Annotated in this window: 21 protein-coding genes; 11 read left to right on the forward strand and 10 right to left on the reverse strand. The window is 57.2% G+C overall.

Annotated features, from left to right (window positions below; translation table 11 throughout):
• Positions 1 to 94 precede the first annotated feature (94 nt).
• The 3 genes from hmsP to DCL27_RS00765 all read left to right on the forward strand — a co-directional run bounded on the left by hmsP (position 95) and on the right by DCL27_RS00765 (position 5,347).
• Positions 95 to 2,104, forward strand: coding sequence for a biofilm formation regulator HmsP (gene hmsP, locus DCL27_RS00755; RefSeq protein ID WP_206536028.1), 2,010 nt, complete (start codon positions 95 to 97; stop codon positions 2,102 to 2,104).
• 219 nt (positions 2,105 to 2,323) lie between these two features.
• A complete protein-coding gene (locus tag DCL27_RS00760) occupies positions 2,324 to 3,604 on the forward strand; it encodes a dicarboxylate/amino acid:cation symporter (protein ID WP_228594461.1) in 1,281 nt (426 codons plus the stop codon).
• Positions 3,605 to 3,829: 225 nt separating this feature from the next.
• Complete coding sequence (locus tag DCL27_RS00765; protein ID WP_035599769.1) at positions 3,830 to 5,347, forward strand: M16 family metallopeptidase; 1,518 nt, start codon at positions 3,830 to 3,832, stop codon at positions 5,345 to 5,347.
• A gap of 62 nt (positions 5,348 to 5,409) precedes the next feature.
• Here the strand turns inward: DCL27_RS00765 and kdgK are convergent, their stop codons facing one another.
• The gene (gene kdgK / locus DCL27_RS00770) at positions 5,410 to 6,339 is read right to left on the reverse strand and encodes a 2-dehydro-3-deoxygluconokinase (RefSeq protein WP_005295552.1); all 930 of its coding nucleotides are present in this window, start codon (positions 6,337 to 6,339) and stop codon (positions 5,410 to 5,412) included.
• A gap of 250 nt (positions 6,340 to 6,589) precedes the next feature.
• Between kdgK and pdeH the strand changes: the two genes are divergently transcribed.
• Complete coding sequence (pdeH, locus tag DCL27_RS00775) at positions 6,590 to 7,363, forward strand: cyclic-guanylate-specific phosphodiesterase (protein WP_005295548.1); 774 nt, start codon at positions 6,590 to 6,592, stop codon at positions 7,361 to 7,363.
• Here the strand turns inward: pdeH and DCL27_RS00780 are convergent.
• Positions 7,360 to 8,133 carry a CDP-diacylglycerol diphosphatase gene (locus tag DCL27_RS00780; RefSeq protein ID WP_035599768.1) on the reverse strand — a complete coding sequence of 258 codons (774 nt, stop codon included), beginning with the start codon at positions 8,131 to 8,133 and terminating at the stop codon, positions 7,360 to 7,362. The two genes, pdeH and DCL27_RS00780, sit on opposite strands and share 4 nt — an antisense overlap.
• A 283-nt stretch (positions 8,134 to 8,416) precedes the next feature.
• Between DCL27_RS00780 and DCL27_RS00785 the strand changes: the two genes are divergently transcribed.
• Both DCL27_RS00785 and DCL27_RS00790 read left to right on the forward strand, forming a co-directional pair.
• Positions 8,417 to 9,310: a LysR family transcriptional regulator gene (locus tag DCL27_RS00785; protein ID WP_005290774.1), complete on the forward strand. Its 894-nt coding sequence runs from the start codon at positions 8,417 to 8,419 to the stop codon at positions 9,308 to 9,310.
• A gap of 546 nt (positions 9,311 to 9,856) precedes the next feature.
• Positions 9,857 to 10,444 (forward strand): response regulator transcription factor, encoded by a 588-nt coding sequence (locus DCL27_RS00790; RefSeq protein WP_005290769.1) that lies wholly within the window; start codon positions 9,857 to 9,859, stop codon positions 10,442 to 10,444.
• A gap of 55 nt (positions 10,445 to 10,499) precedes the next feature.
• Here DCL27_RS00790 and ddlA read toward each other — a convergent pair whose 3' ends face one another.
• Positions 10,500 to 11,606 (reverse strand): D-alanine--D-alanine ligase, encoded by a 1,107-nt coding sequence (gene ddlA / locus DCL27_RS00795; protein WP_005295542.1) that lies wholly within the window; start codon positions 11,604 to 11,606, stop codon positions 10,500 to 10,502.
• Positions 11,607 to 11,846: 240 nt separating this feature from the next.
• Here ddlA and DCL27_RS00800 point away from each other — a divergent pair, with 240 nt between their 5' ends.
• The gene (locus DCL27_RS00800) at positions 11,847 to 12,233 is read left to right on the forward strand and encodes a short-chain dehydrogenase (protein WP_223931160.1); all 387 of its coding nucleotides are present in this window, start codon (positions 11,847 to 11,849) and stop codon (positions 12,231 to 12,233) included.
• 280 nt (positions 12,234 to 12,513) lie between these two features.
• Positions 12,514 to 14,085 (forward strand): methyl-accepting chemotaxis protein, encoded by a 1,572-nt coding sequence (locus DCL27_RS00805; RefSeq protein ID WP_035599762.1) that lies wholly within the window; start codon positions 12,514 to 12,516, stop codon positions 14,083 to 14,085.
• An 85-nt stretch (positions 14,086 to 14,170) separates the two neighbouring features.
• Here DCL27_RS00805 and gorA read toward each other — a convergent pair whose 3' ends face one another.
• Together gorA and DCL27_RS00815 are read right to left on the reverse strand one after the other, a co-directional pair.
• Positions 14,171 to 15,523, reverse strand: a complete 1,353-nt coding sequence (gorA, locus tag DCL27_RS00810) for a glutathione-disulfide reductase (RefSeq protein WP_035599758.1) — start codon at positions 15,521 to 15,523, stop codon at positions 14,171 to 14,173.
• A 192-nt stretch (positions 15,524 to 15,715) separates the two neighbouring features.
• Entirely contained in the window at positions 15,716 to 16,558 is an 843-nt protein-coding gene (locus DCL27_RS00815) for a 23S rRNA (adenine(2030)-N(6))-methyltransferase RlmJ (RefSeq protein ID WP_005290756.1), read from the reverse strand.
• Between the two features lie 162 nt (positions 16,559 to 16,720).
• Here DCL27_RS00815 and DCL27_RS00820 point away from each other — a divergent pair, with 162 nt between their 5' ends.
• The 3 genes from DCL27_RS00820 to rsmJ all read left to right on the forward strand — a co-directional run bounded on the left by DCL27_RS00820 (position 16,721) and on the right by rsmJ (position 20,185).
• Complete coding sequence (locus DCL27_RS00820; RefSeq protein ID WP_005290754.1) at positions 16,721 to 17,191, forward strand: HIT family protein; 471 nt, start codon at positions 16,721 to 16,723, stop codon at positions 17,189 to 17,191.
• Positions 17,192 to 17,393: 202 nt separating this feature from the next.
• On the forward strand, positions 17,394 to 19,436 hold the full coding sequence (gene prlC, locus DCL27_RS00825) for an oligopeptidase A (protein ID WP_035599801.1): 2,043 nt from the start codon (positions 17,394 to 17,396) through the stop codon (positions 19,434 to 19,436).
• Positions 19,436 to 20,185 (forward strand): 16S rRNA (guanine(1516)-N(2))-methyltransferase RsmJ, encoded by a 750-nt coding sequence (rsmJ, locus tag DCL27_RS00830; protein ID WP_035599755.1) that lies wholly within the window; start codon positions 19,436 to 19,438, stop codon positions 20,183 to 20,185. The genes prlC and rsmJ overlap by 1 nt, the downstream gene beginning before the upstream one ends.
• On the opposite strand, the gene DCL27_RS00835 is transcribed toward rsmJ, so the two are convergent.
• Genes DCL27_RS00835 through DCL27_RS00855 form a run of 5 tightly spaced genes read right to left on the reverse strand, consistent with a single transcriptional unit; the run spans position 20,167 to position 25,868 of the window.
• Positions 20,167 to 20,784 (reverse strand): KpsF/GutQ family sugar-phosphate isomerase, encoded by a 618-nt coding sequence (locus DCL27_RS00835; RefSeq protein WP_035599753.1) that lies wholly within the window; start codon positions 20,782 to 20,784, stop codon positions 20,167 to 20,169. The two genes, rsmJ and DCL27_RS00835, sit on opposite strands and share 19 nt — an antisense overlap.
• Complete coding sequence (locus DCL27_RS00840; RefSeq protein ID WP_005290741.1) at positions 20,781 to 22,418, reverse strand: FGGY-family carbohydrate kinase; 1,638 nt, start codon at positions 22,416 to 22,418, stop codon at positions 20,781 to 20,783. Before DCL27_RS00840 ends, DCL27_RS00835 begins: the two co-directional genes overlap by 4 nt.
• Before the next feature lie 16 nt (positions 22,419 to 22,434).
• The gene (locus DCL27_RS00845; protein WP_005290736.1) at positions 22,435 to 23,388 is read right to left on the reverse strand and encodes an ABC transporter permease; all 954 of its coding nucleotides are present in this window, start codon (positions 23,386 to 23,388) and stop codon (positions 22,435 to 22,437) included.
• Position 23,389: 1 nt separating this feature from the next.
• A complete protein-coding gene (locus tag DCL27_RS00850) occupies positions 23,390 to 24,379 on the reverse strand; it encodes an ABC transporter permease (RefSeq protein ID WP_005290733.1) in 990 nt (329 codons plus the stop codon).
• A complete protein-coding gene (locus DCL27_RS00855) occupies positions 24,372 to 25,868 on the reverse strand; it encodes a sugar ABC transporter ATP-binding protein (RefSeq protein ID WP_035599750.1) in 1,497 nt (498 codons plus the stop codon). Before DCL27_RS00855 ends, DCL27_RS00850 begins: the two co-directional genes overlap by 8 nt.
• Positions 25,869 to 25,875 lie beyond the last annotated feature (7 nt).

Consider the following 25,875-nt stretch of genomic DNA (forward strand, 5'->3'; position numbering starts at 1 on the left):
AGTGAATCCAGTATACTCGGTCCGTTTGAGGCGCTAGGCCGCACAGGGGTGCGATCGCGTGACCTTAAGCGGATTTTGTGTGCGGAGAGAGAGTTTGCGAGTCAGTCGTTCCTTAACCATAAAACAGATGACGTTGGTGTTCGCCGTCGCCTTGACGACGATCTGCATCTTCACCGTGATTCAGCTGTTTCACTTTGTGCAGCAGCGTAAGGATGACTATGGCCAACAATTAGTGAGTATGACTGCATCGGTACGTCAGCCTTTATCCGAGGCGATATTGAATATGGATGTGGTCAAGGCGCAACGGTTACTCGCAGGCTTACAGCCTGCCGTCATTTTATCTCATGCCGAGGTGATATCACCTACCGGCACGCTGTTGGTGCTGCATACCTCGTCCACCAAAGTTCGCCCGGTCCCGAGTTGGGTGAGTCGTCTATTTCAGCTACCGGTACAGGTTCGTACTCCATTGTATGGGGCGGATCGGGGGCATGCAGCATCGACTCAGCCGCTGGGCTATCTGGTGTTGCGAGCGGATAATTTCCGTCTTTACCGTTTTATTATCAGTACCTTTGCGACGCTGGTGTCAACCTATCTGTTGTTGGCATTGATCCTGACCGTATCGGTTAGCTGGTGTATGAATCGATTGTTGGTTCATCCCTTGCGTGCGCTGGCGCGTGAATTACGCAATATGCCGCTAGATGCCCCGAATTTCCCGCCGTTGACGCTCCCTCGTCATCATCATGACGATGAGTTAGGGCAGCTCGTGCGCGCTTATAATCGTCATCAACAGGCTTTGCTGCAGGCGCGTCAGACGTTGAGCCAGCTATCGACGCATGGCTGGCAAACGGATCTGCCCAACTCTGCGTTATTTGTCTCGTTATTGGAACAGCGGCGCGGGGAGCCGAGTGTGTTGATGGTGAGCATTCCGACCTTACAAGAGGCAATGGGCGTGTTGAATGCCGCACAGCGCGAGCAGTTGATGGCGACGTTAGTCACGCGTCTGCGGGGGGAGATCGCGCCGGATGGGCTTCTCGCCCAGGCGAGTCAGGATCGTTTCTTAATTGCGGAGTGGGGTGTGTCGCAGCCGGAGGTGATCCGGCAACAGGCGCATCAACTGATGACGCGCCTGATCCAGCCTATCACCGTGGATAATCTGACCCTACGCCCGGTCATTGCCATCGGTATCGCCCTTGGCTCTACCCCATCGGTGACATCAGAGGGCGAATCGAGTCAGGCTGATCGATTATTGGCGCAGGCCCATTCCGCGCTACACAGCGCCTTGGCCGAGGGAAAAAACAGTATTCGTTTTTTTGAGCCGGAGTTGGCTGAACAGGTGACGGTGCGCCTGACTCAGGAGGCGGCGATCCACGATGCCTTGCAGCGAGGCAATTTTGCCCTCTATCTACAGCCCCAGATCGATTTGCGTAACGGGCAATTAGTGGGGGCGGAGGCGTTGATCCGCTGGCGTCATCAGGATGGTCATTACGGCGAACCCTCGCAGTTTATTCCGCTGGCCGAAGCATTCGGCGGTATCGTGGCGTTAGGGGAGTGGATGCTCGATGAGGCGATACATATTTTACTCGAGTGGCAACGTGGCGGATTGATGATCCCGTTATCGCTAAATGTGTCGGCGGTACAGCTGGTCGATGAGCATTTTAGTCAGCGTGTGGTACGCCTGTTACAGCAGTATGCGATTGCCCCGCATCGTTTGCACCTGGAGGTGACCGAAACCGCCTATATCGACGATATGCATAAGGCTGCCGAGCTGCTGGGGCGTTTGCGTGCGCAAGGCATACGGGTGGCGCTGGATGACTTTGGTATGGGCTATGCTGGACTGAACTATTTGCGCCATCTTCCCATCGATATTTTAAAGATAGATAAGAGTTTCATCGATCCGCTTCCGTCGGATGGCGCGCTGGTGCACATTGTCGGTTCGATCGCCGAGGTACTCTCCCTAGAGGTCGTGGCGGAAGGGGTGGAGAATCAGCAGCAATGCGATTGGCTATTGGCGAACGGTATCCACTACGCCCAGGGGTATTACTTCTCCCCGGCGCTTTCCCTGCCTGAGTTTGTGGCGCGCTATCCGAGCGCTCCTCGCCACTGAGTCAGCCCTGCGATATGCCATGCAGTATAACCATATAGTGAACATGGTTAATCTTTGCAGGGCTTTATTCGCTTCAGCTCATATATTTGATTAAATAATTTTTATAAATGAAATACTACGTTTCAATATTGTTATCTTGATGTTACTTTTGATTGCATGCAATACCCGCCCATCGGGATGCAAAAGCTGTACGTTCGTACCCGACCAGGAATATAAACCATGATAAAAAAAATCTTTTCTAGCCTCTACTTACAGGTGTTGGTGGCGATTACTATCGGCATCTTACTCGGCCATTTCTATCCCGAGTTAGGTGCACAGATGAAGCCACTGGGTGATGGCTTCGTTAAATTGATTAAGATGATCATCGCCCCCGTCATCTTCTGTACCGTCGTGACCGGTATCGCTGGCATGGAGAGCATGAAGGCCGTAGGACGAACTGGCGCTATCGCATTACTCTACTTTGAAGTCGTGAGTACCATCGCTCTGATCATCGGGCTGGTGGTGGTGAATTTGTTGCAACCTGGCGCAGGGATGAACGTTGATCCGAACGCGTTGGATGTGAAGGCGGTCGCGGTTTACGCCGATCAGGCCCAGCAACAGGGTATCGTCGCCTTCTTGCTGGATGTCATCCCGAGCAGTGTGATTGGCGCTTTCGCCAGCGGTAACATCTTGCAGGTCTTGTTGTTTGCGGTCATGTTCGGTTTCGCGTTGCACCATTTGGGCGAGAAGGGGCAGTTGATCTTTAATGTCATCGATAGCTTCTCCAAGGTTATCTTTGGCGTGATCAATATGATCATGAAGTTAGCGCCCATCGGAGCATTCGGTGCCATGGCCTTCACCATCGGGAAATACGGTGTCGGCACCCTGGTGCAGCTGGGGCAGTTGATCCTGTGCTTCTATCTGACCTGTATTCTGTTCGTGGTTTTGGTCTTGGGCAGCATCGCCCGGGCGACGGGCTTCAGCATCTTCCGCTTTATCGGCTACATTAAGGAAGAGCTGATGATCGTGCTGGGAACCTCCTCCTCAGAGTCCGCCTTGCCGCGCATGTTGGACAAGATGGAGAAGGTCGGTTGCCAGAAATCGGTGGTTGGCCTGGTGATCCCGACTGGCTACTCCTTTAACTTGGATGGGGCCTCGATCTACCTGACCATGGCCGCGGTCTTTATCGCTCAGGCGACGAACGCCCACATGGATATCTGGCATCAGATTACTTTGTTGGTGGTGTTGCTTCTGTCGTCGAAAGGCGCCGCCGGCGTGACTGGCAGTGGTTTTATCGTGCTGGCAGCGACGTTGTCGGCGGTGGGACACTTGCCCGTCGCCGGGTTGGCCTTGATCCTGGGTATCGATCGCTTTATGTCCGAGGCTCGCGCCTTGACTAACCTGATCGGTAACGGCGTTGCGACTATCGTGGTGGCTAAACGTTGCCGCCAGTTGGATGAGAAGCAAATGCAGGCGGTGTTGGGTGGCAATCCCGGCACGCTGAAACAGCCTATCGCGTAATCTTTCCCCCCTCGTCATTCAAATCCCCCGGCTTTTTGTTACCGGGGGTGAATGTCTCGCCCCCACGGCTTGATGCTGTCGGGGGCATCTTTATAATAAGTCCATCGATTCTGCTAGGTAGAATTTTTTCTTTAACGTTTGCGATTTTGTCTGTTTCCCGTGGTCTAACGGAGCAGCACTTATACGCTACTGTTACGTATTTGACCGATTTAAGTAGGGGTTCACATGCAATACACCAAATGGCGTCTCATGATTGGTGGGCTGGCGCTGGCCATGGTTGGCACCAGCGTGCACTCTGAAACGCTACAGCCCGACCCCGCATGGCAAGAAGGCAAACTGGCGAATGGTTTCTCTTGGCAAATTCTGGCGACGCCGCAACGACCGTCCGATCGTATTGAATTGCGGATGATCGTGAATACCGGTTCATTGTCCGAGTCCGCGCCGCAGACGGGGTATGCCGCGTTACTGCCGCGTCTTGCCTTGGCGGACAGTAAAGGGTTTAGCGCCACGGCGTTGCATGACTTCTGGCAACAGGCGATCGATCCGGTACACCCGTTGCCGGCGGCCATCACCTCCTATGATTACACCAGTTACAACCTCAGCCTACCGAATAACCGTCCGGAGCTATTGAAAGAGGCGCTGCGCTGGTTGGCGAATACCGCCGCCGATCTCGAGATTAACGATGCCACCGTCGCGGCGGCGTTACAGGGCCAGGATAAACGCGTGGCCACCTTACCGAGTGAGGCGAGTGATCCGTGGTGGCGTTACCGTCTGAAAGGCTCCAACTTATTGGGGCATGAGCCGGGACGTCCGGTCACACTGCCATTAGCGGCGGCGAAGCTGCAGCAATTTTATCACCAGTGGTATACCCCTGACGCGATGACGCTGTATGTGGTCGGTAACGTGGATGCGCGCGCATTGAGCGAGCAGATCAATCAATCGTTCGGCTCACTGCCGGGTAAGCGGGAGACACCGGCTACGGTACCCGCACTGCCGGCGTTGGCCGCGGCACCGCTTAATCTGATCGCTGACGACGCCAAGCAGGATACCTTGTCGTTGATCTGGGATGCGCCGTGGCAGCCGATCCGTGACTCTCAGATGCTATTACGTTATTGGAAGAGCGATCTGGCGCGTGAGGTTCTGTTTTGGCACTTGCAGCAGGCGTTGGCGAATAGCGCGTTGAAAGAGACCGTCAATTTAAGCTTTAACTGTCAGGTGCAATACCAGCGCTCGCAATGTGCCATTCATCTGGACACCCCTCAGGCGGCGTTGAGTAAGACTCTGGCTTTTATCACCGAGAAGATGGCGGCGGTACGCAACGAGGGCGTGAGTCAACAGGCGTTCGACACACTGCTGGCACAGAAACATGAGCAGTTGAGCCACTTATTCGCCACCTATGCGCGTACTAACACCGATGTGCTGATGAGCCAGCGCTTGCGTTCTCAGCAGAGCGGTGTGGTCGATATCGCGCCCGAGGCTTACCAGAAGTTGCGCCAGGCGTTCTTGAACGGCATGACCCTGGATGAGTTGAATCAGGAGTTACACGCTATCTTGTCGCGTGAGCCGGCGATGGTATTGCGCCAACCGCGCGGGGAGACGGAGGAGAATGTCGGCAAGATGCTGGAGAACTATAACCAGATTATGGGGCTAGTCGGCGAGGAGAGTAATGCCGTAACCGAGATGGCCGAGGCGCAGTCGCATCCTGCCGCCGCAGAGAATCCGGCCCAACCTCTCGCGCAGTGATCCTCCCTTCGGAACGCACAACGCCGGCATTAGCCGGCGTTGTTGTCTTCACGCGATGCGGATTAGTCTGGCATGGCGTGGCGTGGGATGATGGCGCCGCGATGTTGGATCACGGTGCTGGCCGTCAGATGACCGCGGGCGGCGGCGGATGGTGCATCGCCGCCTAAGAGGCGGACGGAGAGGTAGCCAGCACTGAAGGAGTCGCCAGCGGCGGTGGTATCGACCACGCATTCTTTCGCCAGCTTCACCGCAGGGATCTCATAGCGCTGCGCGCCGATAGAAACCAGGCAGGCATCGGCACCGCGTTTGATGACGACTTCGCCGACACCTAAGGCGTGAGTCCGCTCCAGTACCGCATCCAACGGTTGTTCTCCCCACAAGAGATCTTCGTCGTCTAAGGTCAGGAAGGCGATGTCGGTACAGGCCAGCATGGCACGATAGGCGACACGCGCTTGTTCCGCATCGGCCCATAGGCGCGGGCGATAGTTATTGTCAAAGATCACTTTGCCGCCCTTGTCGCGGCAGCGTTGTAACAATAGCATGAGCCGCGCACGGCTGGCCTCATCGAGGATGGCCAGGCTGATGCCGCTGAGATAGAGATAGTCGAACTCGGCCAGGCGATCACAGATGGCATCGGCTTCGACACTTTTTAGCCAGTAGCGGGCGGCGGCATCATTGCGCCAGTAGTAGAAGGTTCGCTCCCCATGATCATCGGTCTCGATGACGTAGAGGCCCGGCAGCTTATCGCTCATCCGTTGGATCAGGTCTGTCTCCAATCCCTCCTGCCGCCAGGCATCGATCATCTCGCCACTGAAGGTGTCGCAACCCAGGGCCGTAACGTAGTGGACAGCCAGGCGTTCTGCTGGCACTTGACGGGCCAGGTAGACGGCGGTGTTCAGGGTATCGCCGCCGAAACCGCGCGCCAGATCCGCGCCTTTCTGGGACAGTTCAATCATGCATTCGCCAATAATGGCAATCTTTGCGCTCGTCATGGGGAAATCAGCCCGTGGTAACCAGAGGAAAATGGCCTCTAGTTTGTCGAGGGGAAATAGCCTCGTCAATAAAAATAAAACAATGTTCTGTTTTTATATGATTGGGATCTAAAAATGCCCGTAGGGTGGCGATGTGTCGCGCCCAGTGACGCCGGTTAAAGCTTTTGTCATACATGCCGATAATTGAGCAGTACGCCAGTCGCTGGGGCACAGGATGGTAGTTATTCAGACATGAATGGATGGGAGAGGTATGAACATTGGCAATATCGTGTCTGGTGGCGGAGGCGTGGCATCTGCGTTGCGTAGCGACTTAACAGCCAGCGCTTACTGGCAAGACTGTGTGCGCGAATATACTTTTCAGCCCATTTACTATACCTGTGGCCGTCCTTTAGCTATCGAGTTGCTGACTCGCGTCGTCCATCCGACACAGCCTGAACGCGGCCTCTCTCCTGAGCACTATTTCGCCCATATTCCGCTATCGTTGCGCCTACAGGTGCTGCTAGAGCAGATCCGTCTGGTCTATCGCTGGCGCCAGTTCCTCGGACAGCGTGAATTGTTCGTTTCGATTAACGTCGATGGGCAAGTGCTGCATGCCTTGCAGGAGGAAGAGGAGGCAGCAGCCTTAATCGAGCAATTACCCTTCTTACGCTTTGAGGTCTTAGAGCATGTGCAGGGCAGCGCGCCGATCCATGAGTTGGCCGAGATCCATCGCCTGTGGTTGGATGATTTCGGTAGCGGCCTTGCCAACTTCTCGTCACTGATCGATGTGCGCTACGAGTTCGTCAAGTTGGACCGCGCGGTGTTCGCGTTGCTGTGCCAGACCCCAGAGGGTACCGAGCTGTTTATGGCGCTGGTCGCGATGATGCGCCAATATTCGCGCGGTGTGATCGTCGAGGGGGTCGAGAATGCTCAGGCTTGGCATCTGGTACAGCGTTCCGATGCTTGTGCCGCTCAGGGGTACTACCTCTCTCGCCCATTACAATTCGAACGGCTACCGCTGTTACCACCCCGTTTCGCCGGTTAAGGTGTCCCTGCGCTTTGAGGATAGAGCTGTGGGCAACGATGATCCTGGATAGTTTCGATCGAGGCGAGGTTGCCACGCCAGAGTGCGCGGCGTGTCGCTAATAAGATCAATTGGCCATCGGGAGCCGGCAGTAGCGCCAGTCCATAGTCGGCCATCGCGTCAGGTGTACCTGCGAGCTGGGCGAGCAGGATAAAAGGACTCTCCCTTTCCAGCGTCGCGTTGCTCAAGCGTCGAGCCCAATAGCGCTTCCCTTCAATATCCCCGATCCGCCGCCACTGTGTGCGGAGGGTTGGATAGATACGCCATAAGTCGGTGACGATATGTTGACGAGTACAGGATAGGTGGATGTGTAGCTGATCCTGGGTTCGCCCATAACGTGAATTAATGGTCAGTGAGAGGAGGCGATCGGGAATGGCGCTGCCGTAACGTTGGCTGAGTAGATCGCGGTTGTGCCAGGCCGCGGCTAGGTAGTTGGGTGTAGCGGGGCTGAGGAGTTGGGGATCCTCGATGCCACTGTTGCGTCGGGTGGGTAATAAGAGATATTGCAAGATACCCTTTCGATCCTTCAGTAGGACGTACCCCTGTTTCGTATCCACGCGGGCGCAGGGCGTAGGAACTCCCGTTGTGCTCTGATGGGGGAGGCACTGCTGGCTCACGATGCGCCACAGCGCATCGCTTTGCGGACGGTAGAGCAGGAGCAGCACGGCCACCACAGGAAGGAGAACGATGAATAAAACGAGCGCATATTGATACTTGCGGGGTATAGACATGCAGACTCCTGGTGGGGTGGTCACGGATGAAAAACAGGCCTCATCGGGCTTAGCATGGGGATAACGCGCCCTGAGTGCATTATGCTAGCCTTTCATAAGGCTATTTATGTGATGCCGTAGTCATTATTTTCTTTATTTTTTACTCTGTATCATACAGATGACAATGTATTTAAAATAGCATCAATCTATTATTGAGCTGATATTTGCATAAAAAATAACTTGAATTTACAATGAGCGTTCGAATTATACGCGTTCCCCAGCGGCGACCACTAAAGGTAAAAATATGCTCGATGTTGATGTGAGTGTGATACGGACTTTTCTGACCGTGATGGATACGCGTAGTGTGACCCTGGCAGCAGAGTTATTGGATAGCTCCACCGCTTCGATTAGCCGTGCATTGAAAAAAATGCGTGATGCATTTAACGATCCACTATTTATCCGGACTAAGCAGGGGCTAGAACCCACCGCGTTGGCCTACAATATCACGCCTAATTTAGCACAGGCTTTAAATAATATTCAGAATGCCGCGAATCTGACCAATGGCATTCATCAAGGCGATCGGCGTCAGACACGATTAAAGTTGAGTATGTCTCCACTGTTAGAATTTTATCTAACCAGTTTGTTGCGTCGTCATCACTATCCGTTCGATAACGTCGAGTTGATGACGGAAACGCACGATGGTGACTTAACACGCGATATCAGTCGACTGCGTTCGCGTAAAATTGATCTCAGCTTCACACCACAAAAATATGCCGATTGGATGATTACGAATGTCCCGGTGCTTGATGTACGTCCGGTCGTAGTCTGCCGAGTCGGACACCCGCGCATGGCTCCTGGATTTAGTCGTGAGCAACTGGCACAAGAGGAGTACCTGAGTTTAACCATGTGGCCCTCGTTATTCGAGGATGATGAGGTACTCAATCCCCACCGTAAGGCGCCGATTTACTCCAGCTCCTCGTTGCTAAACTTGATGATGATGGCGGCGACGACGGATTATATCTTGGTCTGTGGTCAGCAATTCGCCCATGAGTTTGCCCGGATGGTACCGTTACAAATATTAGCGCATCCACAACGAAAATCACGCGGTACAGTATATGCGCATTATCATAAAAGCCGCAGTAGTGATACGAGTATTCTGGAGTTGATAGATATCCTGCGGCAGGGTGTGGCTGACTAGGCTGAGGATGACTGAGCAAAACCATCTGTGATTTTTTAACGCCGAAAGATAAATCGGCGTTTTTTTATTTCTAGCATACAGCCACGATGGACTAACCAGATCGGATTATTCTTTCTGTGTAGCTTGTCACAGAAGTCCGGGATGACGTAAAAATGATTAAACTCACGGCCTGTCACGCCAGACATTCTGCGTGATACGCTGAATCTTTCTATGACTTTATCTATTGTTATCTGTCGATTTTTCTTTGCTTCTACGAGCGATATTTCACTTTATGTAAAGTGTATTTACGGTAGAGAGAGTTGTTGTTATGCCTACGGCTGATTTTAAATAGCAAAAATAATATCTAGTTAAGCGCTATGAGTTGTGGCGGGTAAGATGATAGGGATGTGGCGATGACACATTGATACGATCCCTATATACCCGTGAATCATTTTTTACCAGGTGTTCTGAGGCTGGCGTCTTGGGACGGATATGACACAAGGTCATCCTGGTGTCGACAGGGATAACAAGATGGATTCACTATCTGCGTGTTTATCAGAGTCATTCATGGTGAATACCGATCGCGCGGCGATCCGTGTTCTTTCTGATGATCAGATGTTTATTTCTGGCGTCTGTGCATTGCTGGCACGCGTGGCGCCGTGTGGACAGGGAGCGATATTGGACGATACACGAGAACAGATGTTGTTTATCGACCTGAATCATCTCACCCATTCACTGTTTCATCTCGTTCGTGCCTTGGCTCACCTTCCCTCCTCTTATCGCGTGGTGTTCTGGACGGCGCAACAACCGGCACATACTCTTAATTTCCTTCGATTAATCGAGAACGCCAGTTTTATTCATAAGAAGGCTTCGTTATTGGATATCGAGCACGCTATGCGTGAAATCCTCTGCGGGCAGCGTTTTATTACCCCGCAAGTTAAACATACCTTTATGTCGTCGAATGGGCCGGGACGGGTGAGCGAAGAGACCTTTACCATCCTGGACAATATGATGAGTGGTGTACGGGTCAAGTGTATCGCCGCGAAGCTGCACACCGCCGATAAGTCGGTATACAGCAAGATCCGGCAGTTTCGCGAAAAGCTGTCGTTGCTGCGTAAGAGCGACTTCCTGAGTTTTATTCACGATATTTCATAAGCGAAGAGCCTGCGGCGCAGGCTCTTTATCGCTCAGATGAGAGAGGATGGCGGGCTTAGCGTTTGTCTTCGCTCTGACATAGCTGGCTGTCTCGATGCTGACGTGCTAATGCGAACTCAATCAGGCGGGTGATCAGCGTCGGGTAGTCGATGCCACAAGCCTGCCACAGCTTGGGATACATGCTGATATTGGTAAAGCCAGGCAGCGTGTTGATTTCATTAATGATAACCTCACCTTCCTCTGTCAGGAAGACATCGACACGGGCCAGGCCGCGGCATTCGAGCGCCTGAAACGCCTGCAGGGCTATCTGACGCACACGCTCGCTGCTCTCTGGCGTCATCTGTGCCGGTACGACAACCTGCGCACCCTGAGCGCTGATGTATTTGCTATCGTAGCTATAGAAGTCGCTGTGTAGAATGATCTCGCCACAGACACTGGCCTGCGCGGCTTCATTACCGAGGATAGCGCACTCGATTTCACGGCCAACGACGCCGAGCTCGATGATCACCTTATGGTCAAAGCGTAATGCTTCGGCGATAGCGCGGGCATACTCTTCGGCGTTACGTACCTTACTTACCCCGACCGAGGAGCCCTGATTGGCCGGCTTGACGAACAGCGTCGAACCTAGCTGACGGCTCAGTGTCTCGTAGTCATAGTCTGCCTGGGTGTCACGGGTGAGAGTCACGAACGGAGTGACGGGTAACCCGGCATCGCGCAGCAGACGCTTACAGATGTCTTTATCCATGCAGGCGGCGGAGCCGATGATATCGGAACCGACAAAGGGCAAGTTCAGTATTTTCAACATGCCTTGCAGGCAGCCATCCTCGCCCTGTGTGCCGTGCACGATAGGGAAGATGACATCCAGCGAAGGCAAGCTCTCACCCGTCACGGTGTCGATCAATTGCCCACTGTGGGCACCAGGCAATACGGCCAGCCGATGCGCGCTCGCGTGATTCAAGGCGATATGTTGTGGATCATCTTCATGGCTCAGATAGCCGTGCTCCGGACAACGATACCAGTAGCCTTGTTTGTCGATCCCGATCAGCATCACGTCAAAACGTGTGTGATCGATCGCGGCGACGATGTTTTTTGCCGATTGAAGAGAAACTTCGTGTTCGCAGGATTTACCGCCGAACACGATGCCAACGCGAATTTTTGCCATGACCCAATCCGAATAACTCACCAAAAATAAAAGAGGTTTTACCATATCGCTGAACCGGGTAAACGCCAACCTTTTGTCGCGTTTATCCGACAAAATAGCCGTTTTCTGATCTGTCGGAGCCACGCACTGTTCGGGTGCTGACCCGAGCGATCCGGCCTCTATTGCGTTGTAGTTAAGGTGCTAGGGGTTATCTTGTCCGATTAGGGCGTTATCACGGGCAGTGTCGAATAAGGGGAAGATATGCGAGGCATGAGCGGGGCAAGGAGTGGGGTGTTGCTGAGTGTCGTCCTACTGTTAGGTTGTCGCGACGTGGTGCCAGAGCAACATTTTCGTGGTGCCTACACCGAGGGCTTCGAGGTGAGCGAGTTCATTCCCTGTGGCGGGGGACGTGATGCGTGGCTTTATGATGAAGAGGGGCAACTGCGAGCCGCCGAGAGCCTGATTGCGCATCAACGTAGCCAACGTGTTCGCGCCTATCCACGCGTCTATGTCGATTTCTATGGGGTTGATGAGGGAAAAGGTCTGGAGGGATTTCCAGCCGATTATGATCGGGTGATCCGTGTGACGCGGCTAAACCTGACACAGGAGTCGTTACCGAGTGAGTGTGTGATTCCTCCTGACTCGTGATGTGGTTATTTGACGTCTTTAATCACAAAATGGTGTTAATGGATAAAAATAAACATATTAAATATAACTTGTTGTTTTTATTTGTTATTTATTAAAAGTCCCACATGTAAAAAATGATTTCATTATTATTTATCTTTATTTTTTACCGCAAACAGACACCTGTTGAATAAAAAAATAAGCTAATAAGTCTTTTTTTGTGATGACTGTCGTGAATTTATCCTACGTCATGCCGATACCCCTTGGGTAGCTCTACACGATCAAAGGGATTCAGGATATTGGCATGATTAAAAATATTAGAGTGATCACAGGACTCATCGTTTTACTGGCGGTCTTCACCCTATTACAGGGGGTGTCGGGGGGATTGTTTTATTCCGCCATCACGCAAGATCGCGACAATTTTTCTCAGTCGCGAGCGCTGAGCGACCAACAGGAACAGCTGGCCGATGGCTGGCAGACGTTGGTGATGACACGAGTGACCATCAATCGCGTCGCGATCCGTTACCTAAAGCAGCAAAACGGAGGGGTGAGGCAGGCCGAGATCGGCCCATTGCTGGATGCCGCTAACGCGTCGTTAGATAAGGCGGCGCACTATTTCGAGAATTATCGTGCCGCTCCGCGTTTGCCGGGGCAGGATGAGGCGCTGGCGAGCACCGTCGAGCAGCGTTTCCAGACACTCTATACCCTGTTGCGTGACTCCTCACGCTATCTCCGTGCCGGTGACTATCCCGCCTATGGCAATCTCGAGACACAGGCGGCGCAGGATGCACTGGCTGAGAGCTATGCGCAGTGGCGTGAGCAAAACCGTGCGTTGTTGCAGCGAGGGATCGATGAAAACCAGCGTAGTTTCGAGCGCATGTGTTGGATGCTGGCGGCCATCGCGTTGGCCGTGCTGGCGTTGATCAGTACTGCGGCGTTGGCGGCTCGCGGTATTCTGCTCCAGCCGTTGGCTCAACTGCACGCGCATCTGCGCCGTCTGAGTGCGGGGGATCTCTCTGTACGCCTAGAGGGAGGACGCAATGAGTTGGGGCAGTTGGCACACAGCGTCAATAGCATGCAGCAAGCGTTGATCGCCATCGTCAGCCAGGTCCGTGGGGGGGTCGATGCCTTACTCCTGGGGAGTGGTGAGATCACCACGGGTAACGCCGATCTATCCACGCGAACCGAACAGCAGGCGGCTTCATTGGAAGAGACCGCGGCCAGCATGGAGCAATTGACGGCCACGGTACGCCAGAATGCGGATAATGCGCGCCAGGCTAGCCAGTTGGCGAATAGTGCCTCGGAGACGGCTAACCAAGGCGGTAGTGAGGTTTCACGGGTGGTGGCGACGATGCACGACATCGCCGGAAGCTCGCGCCAGATCGCCAATATTACGGCGGTTATCGACTCGATCTCTTTCCAGACCAATATCTTGGCGTTAAACGCCGCCGTCGAAGCGGCACGGGCCGGAGAGCAAGGGCGTGGCTTCGCGGTGGTGGCTGGTGAGGTGCGTAACCTCGCGCAACGCAGCGCCCAAGCGGCCCGCGAGATCCGGACGTTGATCGAGGATTCGGTGCGGCGCATCGATGCCGGCTCACATCAGGTCGTCCAGGCTGGCGAGACCATGCAGTCGGTCGTCGAGGCGGCGCAGCGTGTGAACGGTATTATGACCGAGATTGCGGCGGCCTCCGATGAACAGAGCCTTGGGATTTCCCAGGTGAGCCAGGCGGTGAGCGAGATGGAGCAGGTCACGCAACAGAACGCGGCGTTAGTTCAGCAGTCTGCCACGACGGCCGCCTCACTTGAGGAGCAGGCGGCGGGGTTGGCGCAGGCTGTCGCGGTGTTCACGCTGCCCGCGCGCGATAAGTCGGCTTGATGCTAATACGCCCTGCCGCCGGTGGCGGACAGGGCGTTAACATCGCGCTCTCTTTCGGGGACGCGTGCGCATCGGGTGCTCCCGCTTAGCGCATGGTTACGAACTCTTCCGCCGCCGTTGGATGGATGGCGACCGTATTGTCGAAGTCGCGCTTGGTGGCACCCATCTTCAGCGCGACGGCGAAGCCCTGCAACATCTCATCCATGCCGAAGCCGATGCCGTGGATGCCGACGATCTTCTCTTCCGCACCCTGGCAGACCAGTTTCATCCGGCACGGCTGGCGATGCTGGGTGACGGCGGTATACATGGCGGTGAAGGAGGAGGTGTATACCTTGACCTGATCAGCGCCAAACTGCGCACGTGCCTGCTCTTCGGTGAGGCCGACGGTGCCGATCGGGGGATGGCTGAAGACCACTGTCGGGATGTTGCTGTAGTCCAGATGCTCCTGCGGTTTGTTGTTAAACAGGCGCTCGGAGAGACGCCGCCCGGCGGCGACGGCGACCGGCGTCAGTTCGACGGCACCGGTGTTATCGCCGACGGCATAGATGCCGGGGACATTGGTATTCTGGAAGGTATCGACCGGGATATAACCGCGCGCATCGCATGCCACGCCCGCGGCCGCTAGATTCAGTCGATCGGTATTCGGTTCCCGGCCGACGGCCCAGATCAGGCAGTCGACGGTCTGACTATGGCCATTCTCTAGGGTCAGGGTCAGGCTACCGTCGGCATTCTTCACCACGGACTGTGGCACGCTGTGAGTATGCAGTTGCGGCCCTTCGTTGTTCATCACCTCCACCAAGGTGTCGACGATCATGCTGTCGAAGCTACGTAGCGGGGCGTGTTTACGCACGAACAGATGTGTCTCGCTACCTAGGGCATTGAGTACCCCGGCGATCTCGACTGCGATATAACCCGCGCCGACGATGGCGACGCGTTGCGGTAGGGCTTCGAGGGCGAAGAAACCGTCCGAATCGATGCCATACTCCGCCCCGGGGATCGCTGGACGCAGAGGACGCCCACCGGTGGCAATGAGGATATGATCGGCGCTAATGCGCTCACCGTTGACCTCGACCGTGTGCGCATCAATGAAGGTGGCGAATCCCTGGATAACATCGACCTTATTATTGTTCAACCCGCGCTGATAGGACTGGTGAATACGATCGATATAGGCGCTGCGGCTGTCGATCAGGCGCTGCCAGTCGAAGCGGTTCAGCGTGGCCTCCAAGCCGTAGTCCGGACCGTACAACTTAATGGCCTCGGCAATCTGCGCGGCATGCCACATTACTTTCTTCGGCACACAGCCCACATTGACACAGGTTCCGCCGAGGGCCTTAGCCTCGATCAGTGCACACTTGCGGCCATACATCGCTGCCCGATTGATGGAGGCGATGCCGCCGCTGCCGCCGCCAATGGCGAGATAGTCATAATGTTTAGTCATCGGGATGTCCCTGCGTTATCAACGAATCGGATTGCATCCTCGCCATGTCTTGCCGCCGAGGGCGGGCGACGAATGGCAAGCTCGTTGAGAAGTGTAACGCCTGGAATGGGCCGACGGCAAAATCTTGCCGCCGGCAAGGCACGAATTCCGTACTGAGGGTAGGGGGTTGTCTGGTCGCGCGACGCGCCGCCGTTATTCTGGGACGATCCAGTTGACGCTGGTATGGCCGGTTCCCTCGGGTACTAACACCTGGTGTAACCAAGGGAGAACGCTGCGCATCTGGCCCTCAAGCTTCCATGGCGGGTTAATGACGATCATGCCGGAGGCGGTCATACCGCGCTGATCGCTGTCGGGGCGTACCGCTAACTCGATCTGGAGAATACGGCGGATACCGCTCTCCTCCAGGGCATGCACCAGGCGTTTGATGTTCTGGCGCAGTACCACCGGATACCAGAGCGCGTAGGTACCGGTGGCGAAGCGTTTATACCCCTCCTGGATCCCCTTCACCACATCCTGGTAATCGCTCTTTAGCTCATAGGGTGGATCGATCAGGATCAGGCCACGTCGTGACGCCGGTGGCAGTTGAGACTTCAGCTGCTGGTAGCCGTTTTCGCGGACCACGCGGGCGCGTTCATCCTTCTGGAACTCGGCGCGCAGCAGCGGAAAGTCGCTGGGATGCAGTTCACTCAGATGTAGCCGATCCTGCTCACGTAATAACTGGCGAGCGATCAGCGGTGAGCCGGGGTAGTAGCGCAGCTGGCCGCTGCGGTTGAAGTGGCGCACCGCCATCATATAGGGCTCTAGCTCTGCGGGCAGATCATCCTGCTGCCACAGGCGGGCGATACCCTCGAGGTATTCGCCGGTCTTCTCGGCATGCTCTCCACTGAGTAGGTAACGCCCGGCACCCGCATGGGTATCGAGATAGAGAAACGGCTTCTCTTTCTCCTTGAGTGCCTCGATGATCAGGCTCTGGACGGTGTGCTTGAGTACGTCGGCGTGGTTGCCAGCATGAAAACTGTGACGATAACTTAACATAGGGTGATTGCTTCTGATGAGTCGACGGGTTAAAAAGGAACCAGGCTGACGTAGCCGTTACAGGCCGACGCCGGGGCGGTGTGCTATTGCCGAAAGTATACCCTATTTCCGCCTGGAGGCGTGATAAACCCAACACGCTGTTGCGACGGGAGGAGTGGGAAGATGAGTTGCATTTTTTGCCAAATCGTACGGGGAGAGGCGCCTTGCCATCGGATCTGGGAAGATGACGAGCACATGGCTTTTCTGTCTATTTACCCGAATACCGAGGGGTTCAGTGTGGTGATCCCCAAGCGTCATTACCCCAGTTATGCCTTCGATTTACCCGACGAGGTGTTGGCGCGCTTGACGCTCGCCACCAAGCAGGTGGCGCGCCTGCTCGATCGTGCCTTCGATGACGTAGGGCGTTGTGGGATGTTTTTTGAGGGGTTTGGGGTCGATCACGTGCACAGCAAGCTATTCCCGATGCATGGTACGGCCAATATGGCCGAGTGGCGGCCCATCGAGTCGCGCAGCGCGCGTTTCTTTACGCATTATGAGGGCTATCTCTCGTCACACGATGCGCAGCGGGCCGACGATGAGCGGCTAGCGGCGTTGGCGTGCCATATCCGCCGTTACGCGTCGTCATCGTCCTAGCCGGCGCGTCATGATGTGTGTCGGGGCGTTGATCGCGCGACGCATTCAGGGTCCCTGTTATTTACGGCGCGGAGATTGATTTTCTGCGTCTGCGTCTCCATCTTAGGCACATTACCCCTTTTTCGATCCGGCGCGTCATGCGGCGGATGACCCGAATTCCGGGGCTGCCGTGTCAGCCCCGCCGACCATAGGACACATGCAGATGACCAATCCTTTGCTGACCCCCTTTGTTCTCCCGCCCTTTTCTCGCATTACGCCGCAGGATGTGGTGCCGGCGGTAAGTGCGGCGCTGGCCGACTGCCGTGCCGCGGTGGAGCGCGTCGTGGTACAACCCGGTCCCTTCACCTGGGATAACTTGGTACAACCATTGGCAGAGGTCGACGATCGCCTGAGCCGGATTTTTTCGCCGGTGAGCCACCTCAATGCGGTGCAGAATAGCCCGGAACTGCGCGCGGCTTATGAGCAGTGTCTGCCGCTGTTGTCGGAGTATGGGACCTGGGTGGGCCAGCATCAGGGGTTGTATCAAGCCTACCGTCAGCTGAAGGCGGGCGAGGGCTACGCGGCGCTGGATAAGGCGCAGAAGCGGGCGGTCGATAACGCGCTGCGCGACTTCGAACTGTCCGGCATCGGGCTGCCACCCGCGGCGCAGAAGCGCTACGGCGAAATCGTGATGCGTCTGTCCGAGCTGGGATCGGCCTTCAGCAATAACGTGCTGGACGCCACCATGGGCTGGAGCAAGCTGATCACGGAGCAGGGCGAGCTGGCCGGTCTACCGGAGAGTGCCTTGGCGGCGGCGCACGAGTTGGCGGCCGCGCGCGGCCAACAGGGGTGGCTGTTGACGTTGGATATGCCGAGCTACTTGCCGGTCATGACCTATGCCGACAACCGCGCATTGCGTCATGAGATGTATCAAGCCTTCACGACGCGGGCCTCCGATCAGGGACCGAACGCCGGCCAGTGGGACAACAGTGCGATCATGGCGGAGACATTGGCGCTGCGTCACGAACTGGCGCAACTGTTGGGTTTCGCCAGTTATGCCGATAAGTCCTTGGCCACCAAGATGGCGGAGAATCCGCAGCAGGTATTGAGCTTCCTCAACGATCTCGCCCAGCGCGCTCATGATCAGGGTGCTGCGGAGCTGGAGCAGTTGCGCGCCTTCGCCCAAGAGAACTATGGCGTCGATGCGTTGGCGCCTTGGGACATCACCTACTACAGCGAGAAGCAGAAACAGCACCTCTACGCCATCAGCGACGAGGAGCTGCGCCCTTACTTCCCCGAGCCGACGGTACTGAGCGGCCTGTTCGAGGTGGTGCGCCGCATCTACGGCATCACAGCCAAAGAGCGCCACGATGTCGATGTCTGGCACCCGGAGGTCCGTTTCTTCGAGCTGCATGACCGCGATGGCGAGTTGTGCGGCAGCTTCTACCTGGATCTGTATGCACGCGAGCATAAACGGGGCGGCGCCTGGATGGACGACTGCGCCGGCCGCATGCGCCGCGCCGACGGTACGTTACAGAAGCCAGTGGCCTACCTGACCTGTAACTTTAACCGCCCACTGGGCGATCAGCCGGCGCTGTTCACCCATAACGAAGTCACCACGCTGTTCCACGAGTTCGGCCACGGTCTGCACCACATGCTGACGCGTATCGAAACCCCGGGCGTTTCCGGCATCAACGGTGTGCCGTGGGATGCGGTCGAACTGCCGAGTCAGTTCATGGAGAACTGGTGTTGGGAGCCGGAGGCGCTGGCCTTTATCTCTGGTCACTACCAGAGTGGCGAGCCGTTGCCGCAGGCGATGTTGGAGCGGATGCTGGCGGCGAAGAACTACCAGTCGGCGCTGTTTATCCTGCGCCAGCTCGAGTTTGGCCTGTTCGACTTCCGCCTGCATACCGAGTTCGATCCGGCTCAAGGGGCGCAGATCATGGAGACCCTACGTCAGGTGAAGGCACTGGTAGCGGTGGTGCCGTCGCCGGAGTGGGGGCGTTTCCCGCACGCCTTCAGCCATATTTTCGCTGGCGGTTATGCGGCGGGTTACTATAGCTACCTGTGGGCCGAGTTGCTGTCGGCGGATGCTTTCTCTCGCTTTGAGGAGGAGGGTATCTTTAACGTCGATACCGGGCGGGCCTTCTTGGATAACATCTTGTCCCAAGGGGGCTCCGACGAGCCGATGACGCTGTTCAAGGCCTTCCGGGGGCGTGAGCCGCAGATCGACGCCATGCTGCGCCACTACGGGATCAAGGGCTGATGTCGGTTCAGCTGCTGGCCGAGCAGGGCGCCGATGTCGCGGCGTTGGCCACGCTGGCGCAGCGCTGGGGGTTAAGCCACAATGCCGACGCCTTATTGGCGTTGGTGTTGACGCCGCAACGCCTGGAGCTGCGTAAGCTGGATGAGCCGAAGCTGGGGGCGATTTTTGTCGACTTCGTCGGTGGGACGATGGCGCATCGCCGTCGTTTTGGCGGCGGGCGCGGTGAGGCGGTGGCTAAGGCGGTTGGTATCAAGGGCGGCTATCTACCCGATGTGGTGGATGCTACCGCCGGTCTGGGACGTGACGCTTTCGTGCTAGCTGCGCTGGGCTGTCGGGTGCGCATGTTGGAGCGTCATCCGGTGGTGGCGGCGTTGTTGGACGATGGTCTACAGCGCGGCTATGCCGATGCAGAGATCGGCCCCTGGCTGCGCGAGCGTCTGACCTTACTGCATGCCTCCAGTATCGAGGCGTTGGCGACCTTGACGCCCCGCCCCGAGGTGGTCTATCTCGATCCGATGTTCCCCCACCGCCAGAAGAGCGCGTTGGTGAAGAAAGAGATGCGCGTGTTTCAGGCGTTGGTCGGTGCCGATGATGACGCCGATGCCTTGCTGGCACCGGCGCGTCAACTGGCGACCAAACGGGTGGTGGTGAAGCGCCCGGACTATGCACCGCCGCTGGCTGGCGTCGCCACCCCGAACGCGACCCTCACCAAGAGCCACCGTTTCGACCTCTACGCGCCGTTGGGCTGATCGCCGGCGTGACGCAGGCTGAGCCCGACGTCACCGCCGGGGTGTACCGCCAGTAGGGTGCGGCGATCGTAGCCGCTACGTTGCATCAGGCAGGCACAGGCGGCATCGAACAGGGCCAACACCAGGATGATCGAGGTGGTGGCCAGCATGTTGAGTGGATCGATCTCCTGTTGTACTCCGGTGGCCAGCGTTAGCTGTGCCGCCTGAGCGATGGCTGAGTCGGGATTTTCAGTCACGGCGATCAAGGGCACGCCCTTCGCCAGCAAGGTGGGCAACAGGCGCGTCAGCTCGTCGGAGTTGCCGCCTCGAGAGATCAGAATGACCAGATCCTCCGCCCGCAGGAAACCGAGGTCGCCGTGGGCGGCATCGGTGGCGCTGAGGTAGATAGCCGGTCTTTCCACGCAGGCCAGCATGTGTGCGACCTTGCGTGCGGCGATCCCAGAGGTACCGACGCCGCTGACCACGATCTTGCCACGGCAGCCGTCGAGCCGATCCAGCAGTCGCTGCCAGCTGGCGGCATCCAGGCGCGTCGCCAGTTGCGCCAACTCCTCGCTGTACACGTGCCAGGCGTCTTGCGCCTGGCGCCATTCCGGGTTCATTCTTCCCCCTGCATCAGCTGGCGATATTTCATATGGTCTTGATACATTTCATGAAATACGCGGTATTTGCGGTCGTAATACTGCTTGATGCTGGTGGCCTGCGGCGTCACGGTCTTGCCGATGCGACTCATGGCTCCCATCGCCTCCGGCAGCGTATCGAAGACACCGGCGGCCACCGTGCCCATCATGGCGCCACCCAGCAACATCGCCTCGCCTTCGACGGGTAACAGCATGGCGCAGCCGGTAGCGTTGGCATGCTCCTGGACGAAGAGCGGGTTTTTGGTACCGCCGCCGCTGGCCATAATAGTGTCGATGCGGTAGCCGCTTTGGTTCATCGTTTCGATGATGTGGCGGGTACCTAGCGCGATCGCCTGGATAGTTGCCAGATACTGCAATGCCAGATCCTCCGGCGTCCGCGATAGCTTCAGCCCGCTGAGCACCCCGCTCAGCGTTGGGTTAGCGCGCGGAGAACGGTTGCCGTGGAAGTAAGGTAAAACGTGGATGTCGCGTGTTAGCAGGGCGATGTTCTCCGGCTCCCCGGCCATCTTGCGTAGCAGGCCATTGAGTAACTCATAGATGGTCTGTCCGTTGGCTTTGGCCTGGGTGAGCAGGGCGGGATAACAGGGATGGGACTGGATGATGTGATCGATCAGGGCGCCGGTGGCCGATTGTCCCCCCTCGTTCAGCCAGTAGCCGGGCAGGATCGCCGAATAGTAGGGACCCCATACGCCGCCGATAAAACGGGCGGTGGGTGACATCGCCATATGGCCGGTGGAGGTGCCGCCGATCAGGGCGATACGCCGATCGAAGTCGGCCAGTTCACCGCTGACGCCGCTGGCACCCAGAGTACCAAGGGTACCAGCATGGGCATCGATGATCGAGACGCTGACGGCGGTGCCGGGGATCAACCCCATCTCACGGGCGGCGCGCTCGGTCAGGCCGTAGCCCAGCGGCTCACCCATGGTTTTGACCTCGCGCCCGATCTTGGCGGCATCGTGCGCCAGCAGATCCTCCAGCCCGATCTCGCGGAAGTAACTATCGTCCCAGCGCTGTTCGTGGCCGAGGTAGGTCCATTTACACACCGTGGAGCAGAGGGAACGGGTGTCATCCTGGGTAGCGCGCCAGGTGAGAAAATCGGGTAAGTCGAAAAAATAACCGGCATTGGCCCAGGTCGTCGGCATGTGCTGTTTCAGCCACAAGAGTTTTGGCGTCTGCATCTCGGGTGAGATGATCCCGCCGACGAAGTCCAGTACCCGGTGATGGGTGGTGTTGATACGCTCCGCCTGCGCGATGGCACGATGATCCATCCAGACGATGATGTTCTGCTCGCTGCGTCCGGAGGGGCTGACGGTCAGCGGCTTGCCCTCCTTATCCAGAACCACCAACGAGCAGGTGGCATCGAATCCCATTCCTTTGATCTGAATCGGATTGATATCGGCCTGGCTCACGGCATCGCGTACCGCGTTACACACGGCCTGCCAGATGTTATCTGAAGATTGTTCGACGAAGTCGGCCTGGGGACGATAGAGGTCGATTTCGCGTGTCGCCTGGCCGACCATGCGTCCACTGAGGTCAAAGACGCCAGCGCGGGCGCTGCCGGTTCCTACATCTACGCCAATAAAATAGCTCGCCATGAATGTTCTCCCGAAATCAGGCTTTTCGATTCTGTAATGCGATAAACAGGATCAGCACACCGCCCCATAGGGCCATGGTCAGGTAGCTGCTGACGCCCAGCAAATTGAGGCCGCTCTCCAGCATCTGTAACACGATCAACGCCAGCACCAGCCCGAGGATACGGCCAAAACCGCCGTCTGGGTTAATGCCGCCGAGTACCGAGGCCAGGATGGTGACCAGCAGGTAGGATTCGCCGTAACCGGCCTTGGCCGAGTTAAATTTGGCCATCATCAGTAAGGCGGCTGCCCAGCCGAGCACGGCCGAGATCACATAGACGGCGATCTGTACCCGGGTCGTATTCACGCCGCTGAAGTGGGTCGCCTGTTGGTTGGATCCGATCAGATACAGGCTGCGTCCCAGGGTGGTGTGCTCCAACAGTAGCCACAGGGCGGCGGCCACCGCCAAAAAGAGCAGCAGTGCCAGCGGGATCCCCAACAGCGTCGCACTGCCGAGCTGTTGGAACAATGGCGGGAAACCGGCAATAACCGCCCCGTTGGAGAGCAGGATATTCAGGCCGGTGATCAGAGTCATGGTACCGAGGGTCGCCAGGATCGGTGAGACGCCGATCCAGGCGATCAACGCGCCGTTGAGCGCACCGATGGCTACCGCCACCGCCAGGCCAGCCAAGAGCGCCAGTAGGAGGAATAGGGGCTGATCGGGATGTGCGACGATGATGGCGGCCATCACCAGCGAACAGGCGTTGGCACCGGCGATGATCGACAGGTTGATGCCGCCGGTTAGCATGGTCACCCCCATGCCGAGGGCGAGCATGCCGAGGATTGGCAATTGGGCGGTGATGGATTGAAAGTTCGCCACGCTGAAGAAGCGGGTACCGAGCAGGGCGGAAAACAGCAACGCGACGACGACGATGATCAGACACTGTAGGCGGATGATACGATCGCCGGGCAGCAGGCGCGCAAAGGCGTTCATGTTATAGCTCCTTAGCCAGTTTGCGTTTTTCATTCCAGGCGGTACTGCTGATGCTGATCAGGATGATCACCCCACTGAGCACCGTATGCCAGTAGGAGGAGACGCCGAGCAGCGTCAACCCGTTTTGCAGGAAGGCCAGCAGGATCACCCCCAGCAGCGTGCCGGTGAGGGTGCCGCGTCCGCCGGACATGCTGGTGCCGCCGAGTACCACCGCCGCCAGCACCGTTAGCTCGAAACCGAGTAGGGAGTTGGGGGCCACCGATTGAGTGATCTGCGCCTGTACTACCGCCGCCACGCCGGCCAGGATGCCCATGTAACCATAGACGTAGAAGTGCAGGCGTAACAGATTCATCCCCAGTCGAGAGGCGGCATCACGGTTGCCGCCCATGGCATAGATCTGCCGTCCCAGACGGGTATAGTTCATCAGTAGTGCCGTCAGCGCGATGGTGCCACCGAGGCAGAGCAGGGGGAGCGTCAAACCATAGTCGTAGCCATCGCTCGCGGTGAATGAGAAGTAGTTCACCCCCTCCATAAACCAGTCGGGGAAACCGTACAGCCAGGTGCCTTTGGTCAGGTAGACCAGCAGCCCATAGTAGAGGTTGAGGGTGGCGATGGTGATGATGATTGCCGGTACCCGTAACCAGTAGACCAGGAAGCCGTTGCACAGCCCGAGCAACAGGCCGACGGCGATCGCCAAGGCGAAGGCCAGCGGGAAGCTGCCGCCGTGGGTGATGATCCAACTGGCCATGACGTACTGGGCGATGGCGGTCATCGCCGGGAAGGAGATATCGATCCCTCCGGCGATCAGCACCACGAACAGGCCGCAGGCCAAGATGCCAAGGATGGCGTAACTGGTGGCGACATCGGTCAGGTTACCCAGTGAAAAGAACTCGTCGGTCGTCAGTGTCAGCCCCAGCGCCAGGGCGACCACCAAGAGTCCGAGGTAGGCTTCGTGCCGTCCCGCGAGACGAGAAAGGAAGGAGTTATGCATTGACCACCTCGGCGATGTCTTGTTCGCTGCAGCGTTGCGGTAAGAATTCGGCCACCAGTTCTCCCCGGCGCATCACCAGGATGCGGTGGCTGTTGTAGTAGGCTTCCGGGATCTCGTCGCAGATCATCAACACCGCCATGCCCTGTTGTGCCAGATCGCGTGCGATCTGGTAGATCCCCTCCTTGTTGGCGATATCGACGCCGACGGTGGGAGAGTCGAGGATCAGGATGCGGGGCTGGGTTGCGACCCACTTGGCGATGGCGATACGCTGGGCATTACCGCCCGAGAGTGTTTTCACCGCGAGGGCACTGTCGGCGACCTTGATGTTCAGCTCGCGGATCAGGCGCTGAACCAATGCGTCGGCCCGTCGGTGATCGAGCAGGCCGGCACGGGTGTGTAGCTGGTCGAAAACAGTGACGATGGTGTTGTCGTAGATCGACTGATCCATGATGAGCCCCTGAGTCAGACGATCCTCCGAGACATAACCGATACCGTGGCGGATGGCGTCACGGTTGCCGTTGAGGGTCACGGCCTGGCCATCGATAGCTATCTCGCCGCTGTCCGGGCGGGTCATGCCGAATAGGCTTAGGCATAGCTCGGTACGCCCGGCGCCGAGTAGGCCGACGATGGAGACGATCTCGCCGGGATGCAGCGCTAGACTGATATCATGGTACTTGCCATGCCGGGTAAGGTTGCGCAGCGCCAGACGCGGGACCGTCGTCGCAGCGCTATAGGGCGGCAGAGGTGTGTAGTGGAAGCGTTGGCCGGTCATCAGGAAGGCCAGCTCGTGGCTATCTAACTCGCTGGCGGGCCAGGTGCCGACCAGCTTACCGTCGCGCATCACGCTGATGCGATCGGCGACCTCCATCACCTCATCCAGGCGATGGCTGACGAACACCACACAGATCCCGGCGGCCTTGAGTTCGTTGACCACACGCAGTAGGCCGTTGACCTCCTGACGGGTGAGGGAGGCCGTCGGTTCATCCATAATCACCAGACGTGCATCGGCGGCGATGGCGCGACAGATGGCAACCAACTGTCGATCGGCGATCGACAGCTTTTCAACCTTTTTATCGGGGTCGAGGGTGACTCCGATGCGTTGCATGGCCGCCAGCGCCTGCTGTCGCATGGCGCCTCTGCGAACCCACAGATCGCCACCGGGCTGGTAGCGATGAATGGCGATGTTTTCCGCCACGCTGAAGTTAGGAAAGAGAGAGAGATCCTGGTAGATGACCTGGATCCCGTAATGGGCGGAGAGCGAAGGCGTGAGCTGGTGGAAGAGCTTGCCGTCGATCAGGAGACGCGCCCCTTTTTCCGGCTGATAGACGCCGGAGATCACCTTAATGATGGTGCTTTTGCCACAGCCGTTCTGGCCGGCCAGGCAGTGTACCTCGCCTTTGTTCAGCGTGAGGCTGACCCGGTCCAGTGCCAGCACGCCGGGAAACTGCTTACTGATGTTTTCAAGCGTGATGAATGCGCTGCTGTTCATGGGCAAT

The sequence above is a fragment of the Edwardsiella tarda ATCC 15947 = NBRC 105688 genome, assembly GCF_003113495.2.
GTDB lineage: Bacteria > Pseudomonadota > Gammaproteobacteria > Enterobacterales > Enterobacteriaceae > Edwardsiella > Edwardsiella tarda.

Bases quoted from the DNA above. Each gene is read 5' to 3' on its own strand.
- DCL27_RS00855 (WP_035599750.1), bottom strand. From the start codon at position 25,868: ATGAACAGCAGCGCATTCATCACGCTTGAAAACATCAGTAAGCAGTTT.
- DCL27_RS00760 (WP_228594461.1), top strand. From the start codon at position 2,324: ATGATAAAAAAAATCTTTTCTAGCCTCTACTTACAGGTGTTGGTGGCG.
- DCL27_RS00805 (WP_035599762.1), top strand. From the start codon at position 12,514: ATGATTAAAAATATTAGAGTGATCACAGGACTCATCGTTTTACTGGCG.
- DCL27_RS00850 (WP_005290733.1), bottom strand. From the start codon at position 24,379: ATGCATAACTCCTTCCTTTCTCGTCTCGCGGGACGGCACGAAGCCTAC.
- DCL27_RS00765 (WP_035599769.1), top strand. From the start codon at position 3,830: ATGCAATACACCAAATGGCGTCTCATGATTGGTGGGCTGGCGCTGGCC.
- DCL27_RS00780 (WP_035599768.1), bottom strand. From the start codon at position 8,133: ATGTCTATACCCCGCAAGTATCAATATGCGCTCGTTTTATTCATCGTT.
- prlC (WP_035599801.1), top strand. From the start codon at position 17,394: ATGACCAATCCTTTGCTGACCCCCTTTGTTCTCCCGCCCTTTTCTCGC.
- ddlA (WP_005295542.1), bottom strand. From the start codon at position 11,606: ATGGCAAAAATTCGCGTTGGCATCGTGTTCGGCGGTAAATCCTGCGAA.
- DCL27_RS00800 (WP_223931160.1), top strand. From the start codon at position 11,847: ATGCGAGGCATGAGCGGGGCAAGGAGTGGGGTGTTGCTGAGTGTCGTC.
- DCL27_RS00845 (WP_005290736.1), bottom strand. From the start codon at position 23,388: ATGAACGCCTTTGCGCGCCTGCTGCCCGGCGATCGTATCATCCGCCTA.
- DCL27_RS00840 (WP_005290741.1), bottom strand. From the start codon at position 22,418: ATGGCGAGCTATTTTATTGGCGTAGATGTAGGAACCGGCAGCGCCCGC.
- gorA (WP_035599758.1), bottom strand. From the start codon at position 15,523: ATGACTAAACATTATGACTATCTCGCCATTGGCGGCGGCAGCGGCGGC.
- DCL27_RS00820 (WP_005290754.1), top strand. From the start codon at position 16,721: ATGAGTTGCATTTTTTGCCAAATCGTACGGGGAGAGGCGCCTTGCCAT.
- pdeH (WP_005295548.1), top strand. From the start codon at position 6,590: ATGAACATTGGCAATATCGTGTCTGGTGGCGGAGGCGTGGCATCTGCG.
- DCL27_RS00785 (WP_005290774.1), top strand. From the start codon at position 8,417: ATGCTCGATGTTGATGTGAGTGTGATACGGACTTTTCTGACCGTGATG.
- DCL27_RS00835 (WP_035599753.1), bottom strand. From the start codon at position 20,784: ATGAACCCGGAATGGCGCCAGGCGCAAGACGCCTGGCACGTGTACAGC.
- DCL27_RS00790 (WP_005290769.1), top strand. From the start codon at position 9,857: ATGGTGAATACCGATCGCGCGGCGATCCGTGTTCTTTCTGATGATCAG.
- DCL27_RS00815 (WP_005290756.1), bottom strand. From the start codon at position 16,558: ATGTTAAGTTATCGTCACAGTTTTCATGCTGGCAACCACGCCGACGTA.
- rsmJ (WP_035599755.1), top strand. From the start codon at position 19,436: ATGTCGGTTCAGCTGCTGGCCGAGCAGGGCGCCGATGTCGCGGCGTTG.
- kdgK (WP_005295552.1), bottom strand. From the start codon at position 6,339: ATGACGAGCGCAAAGATTGCCATTATTGGCGAATGCATGATTGAACTG.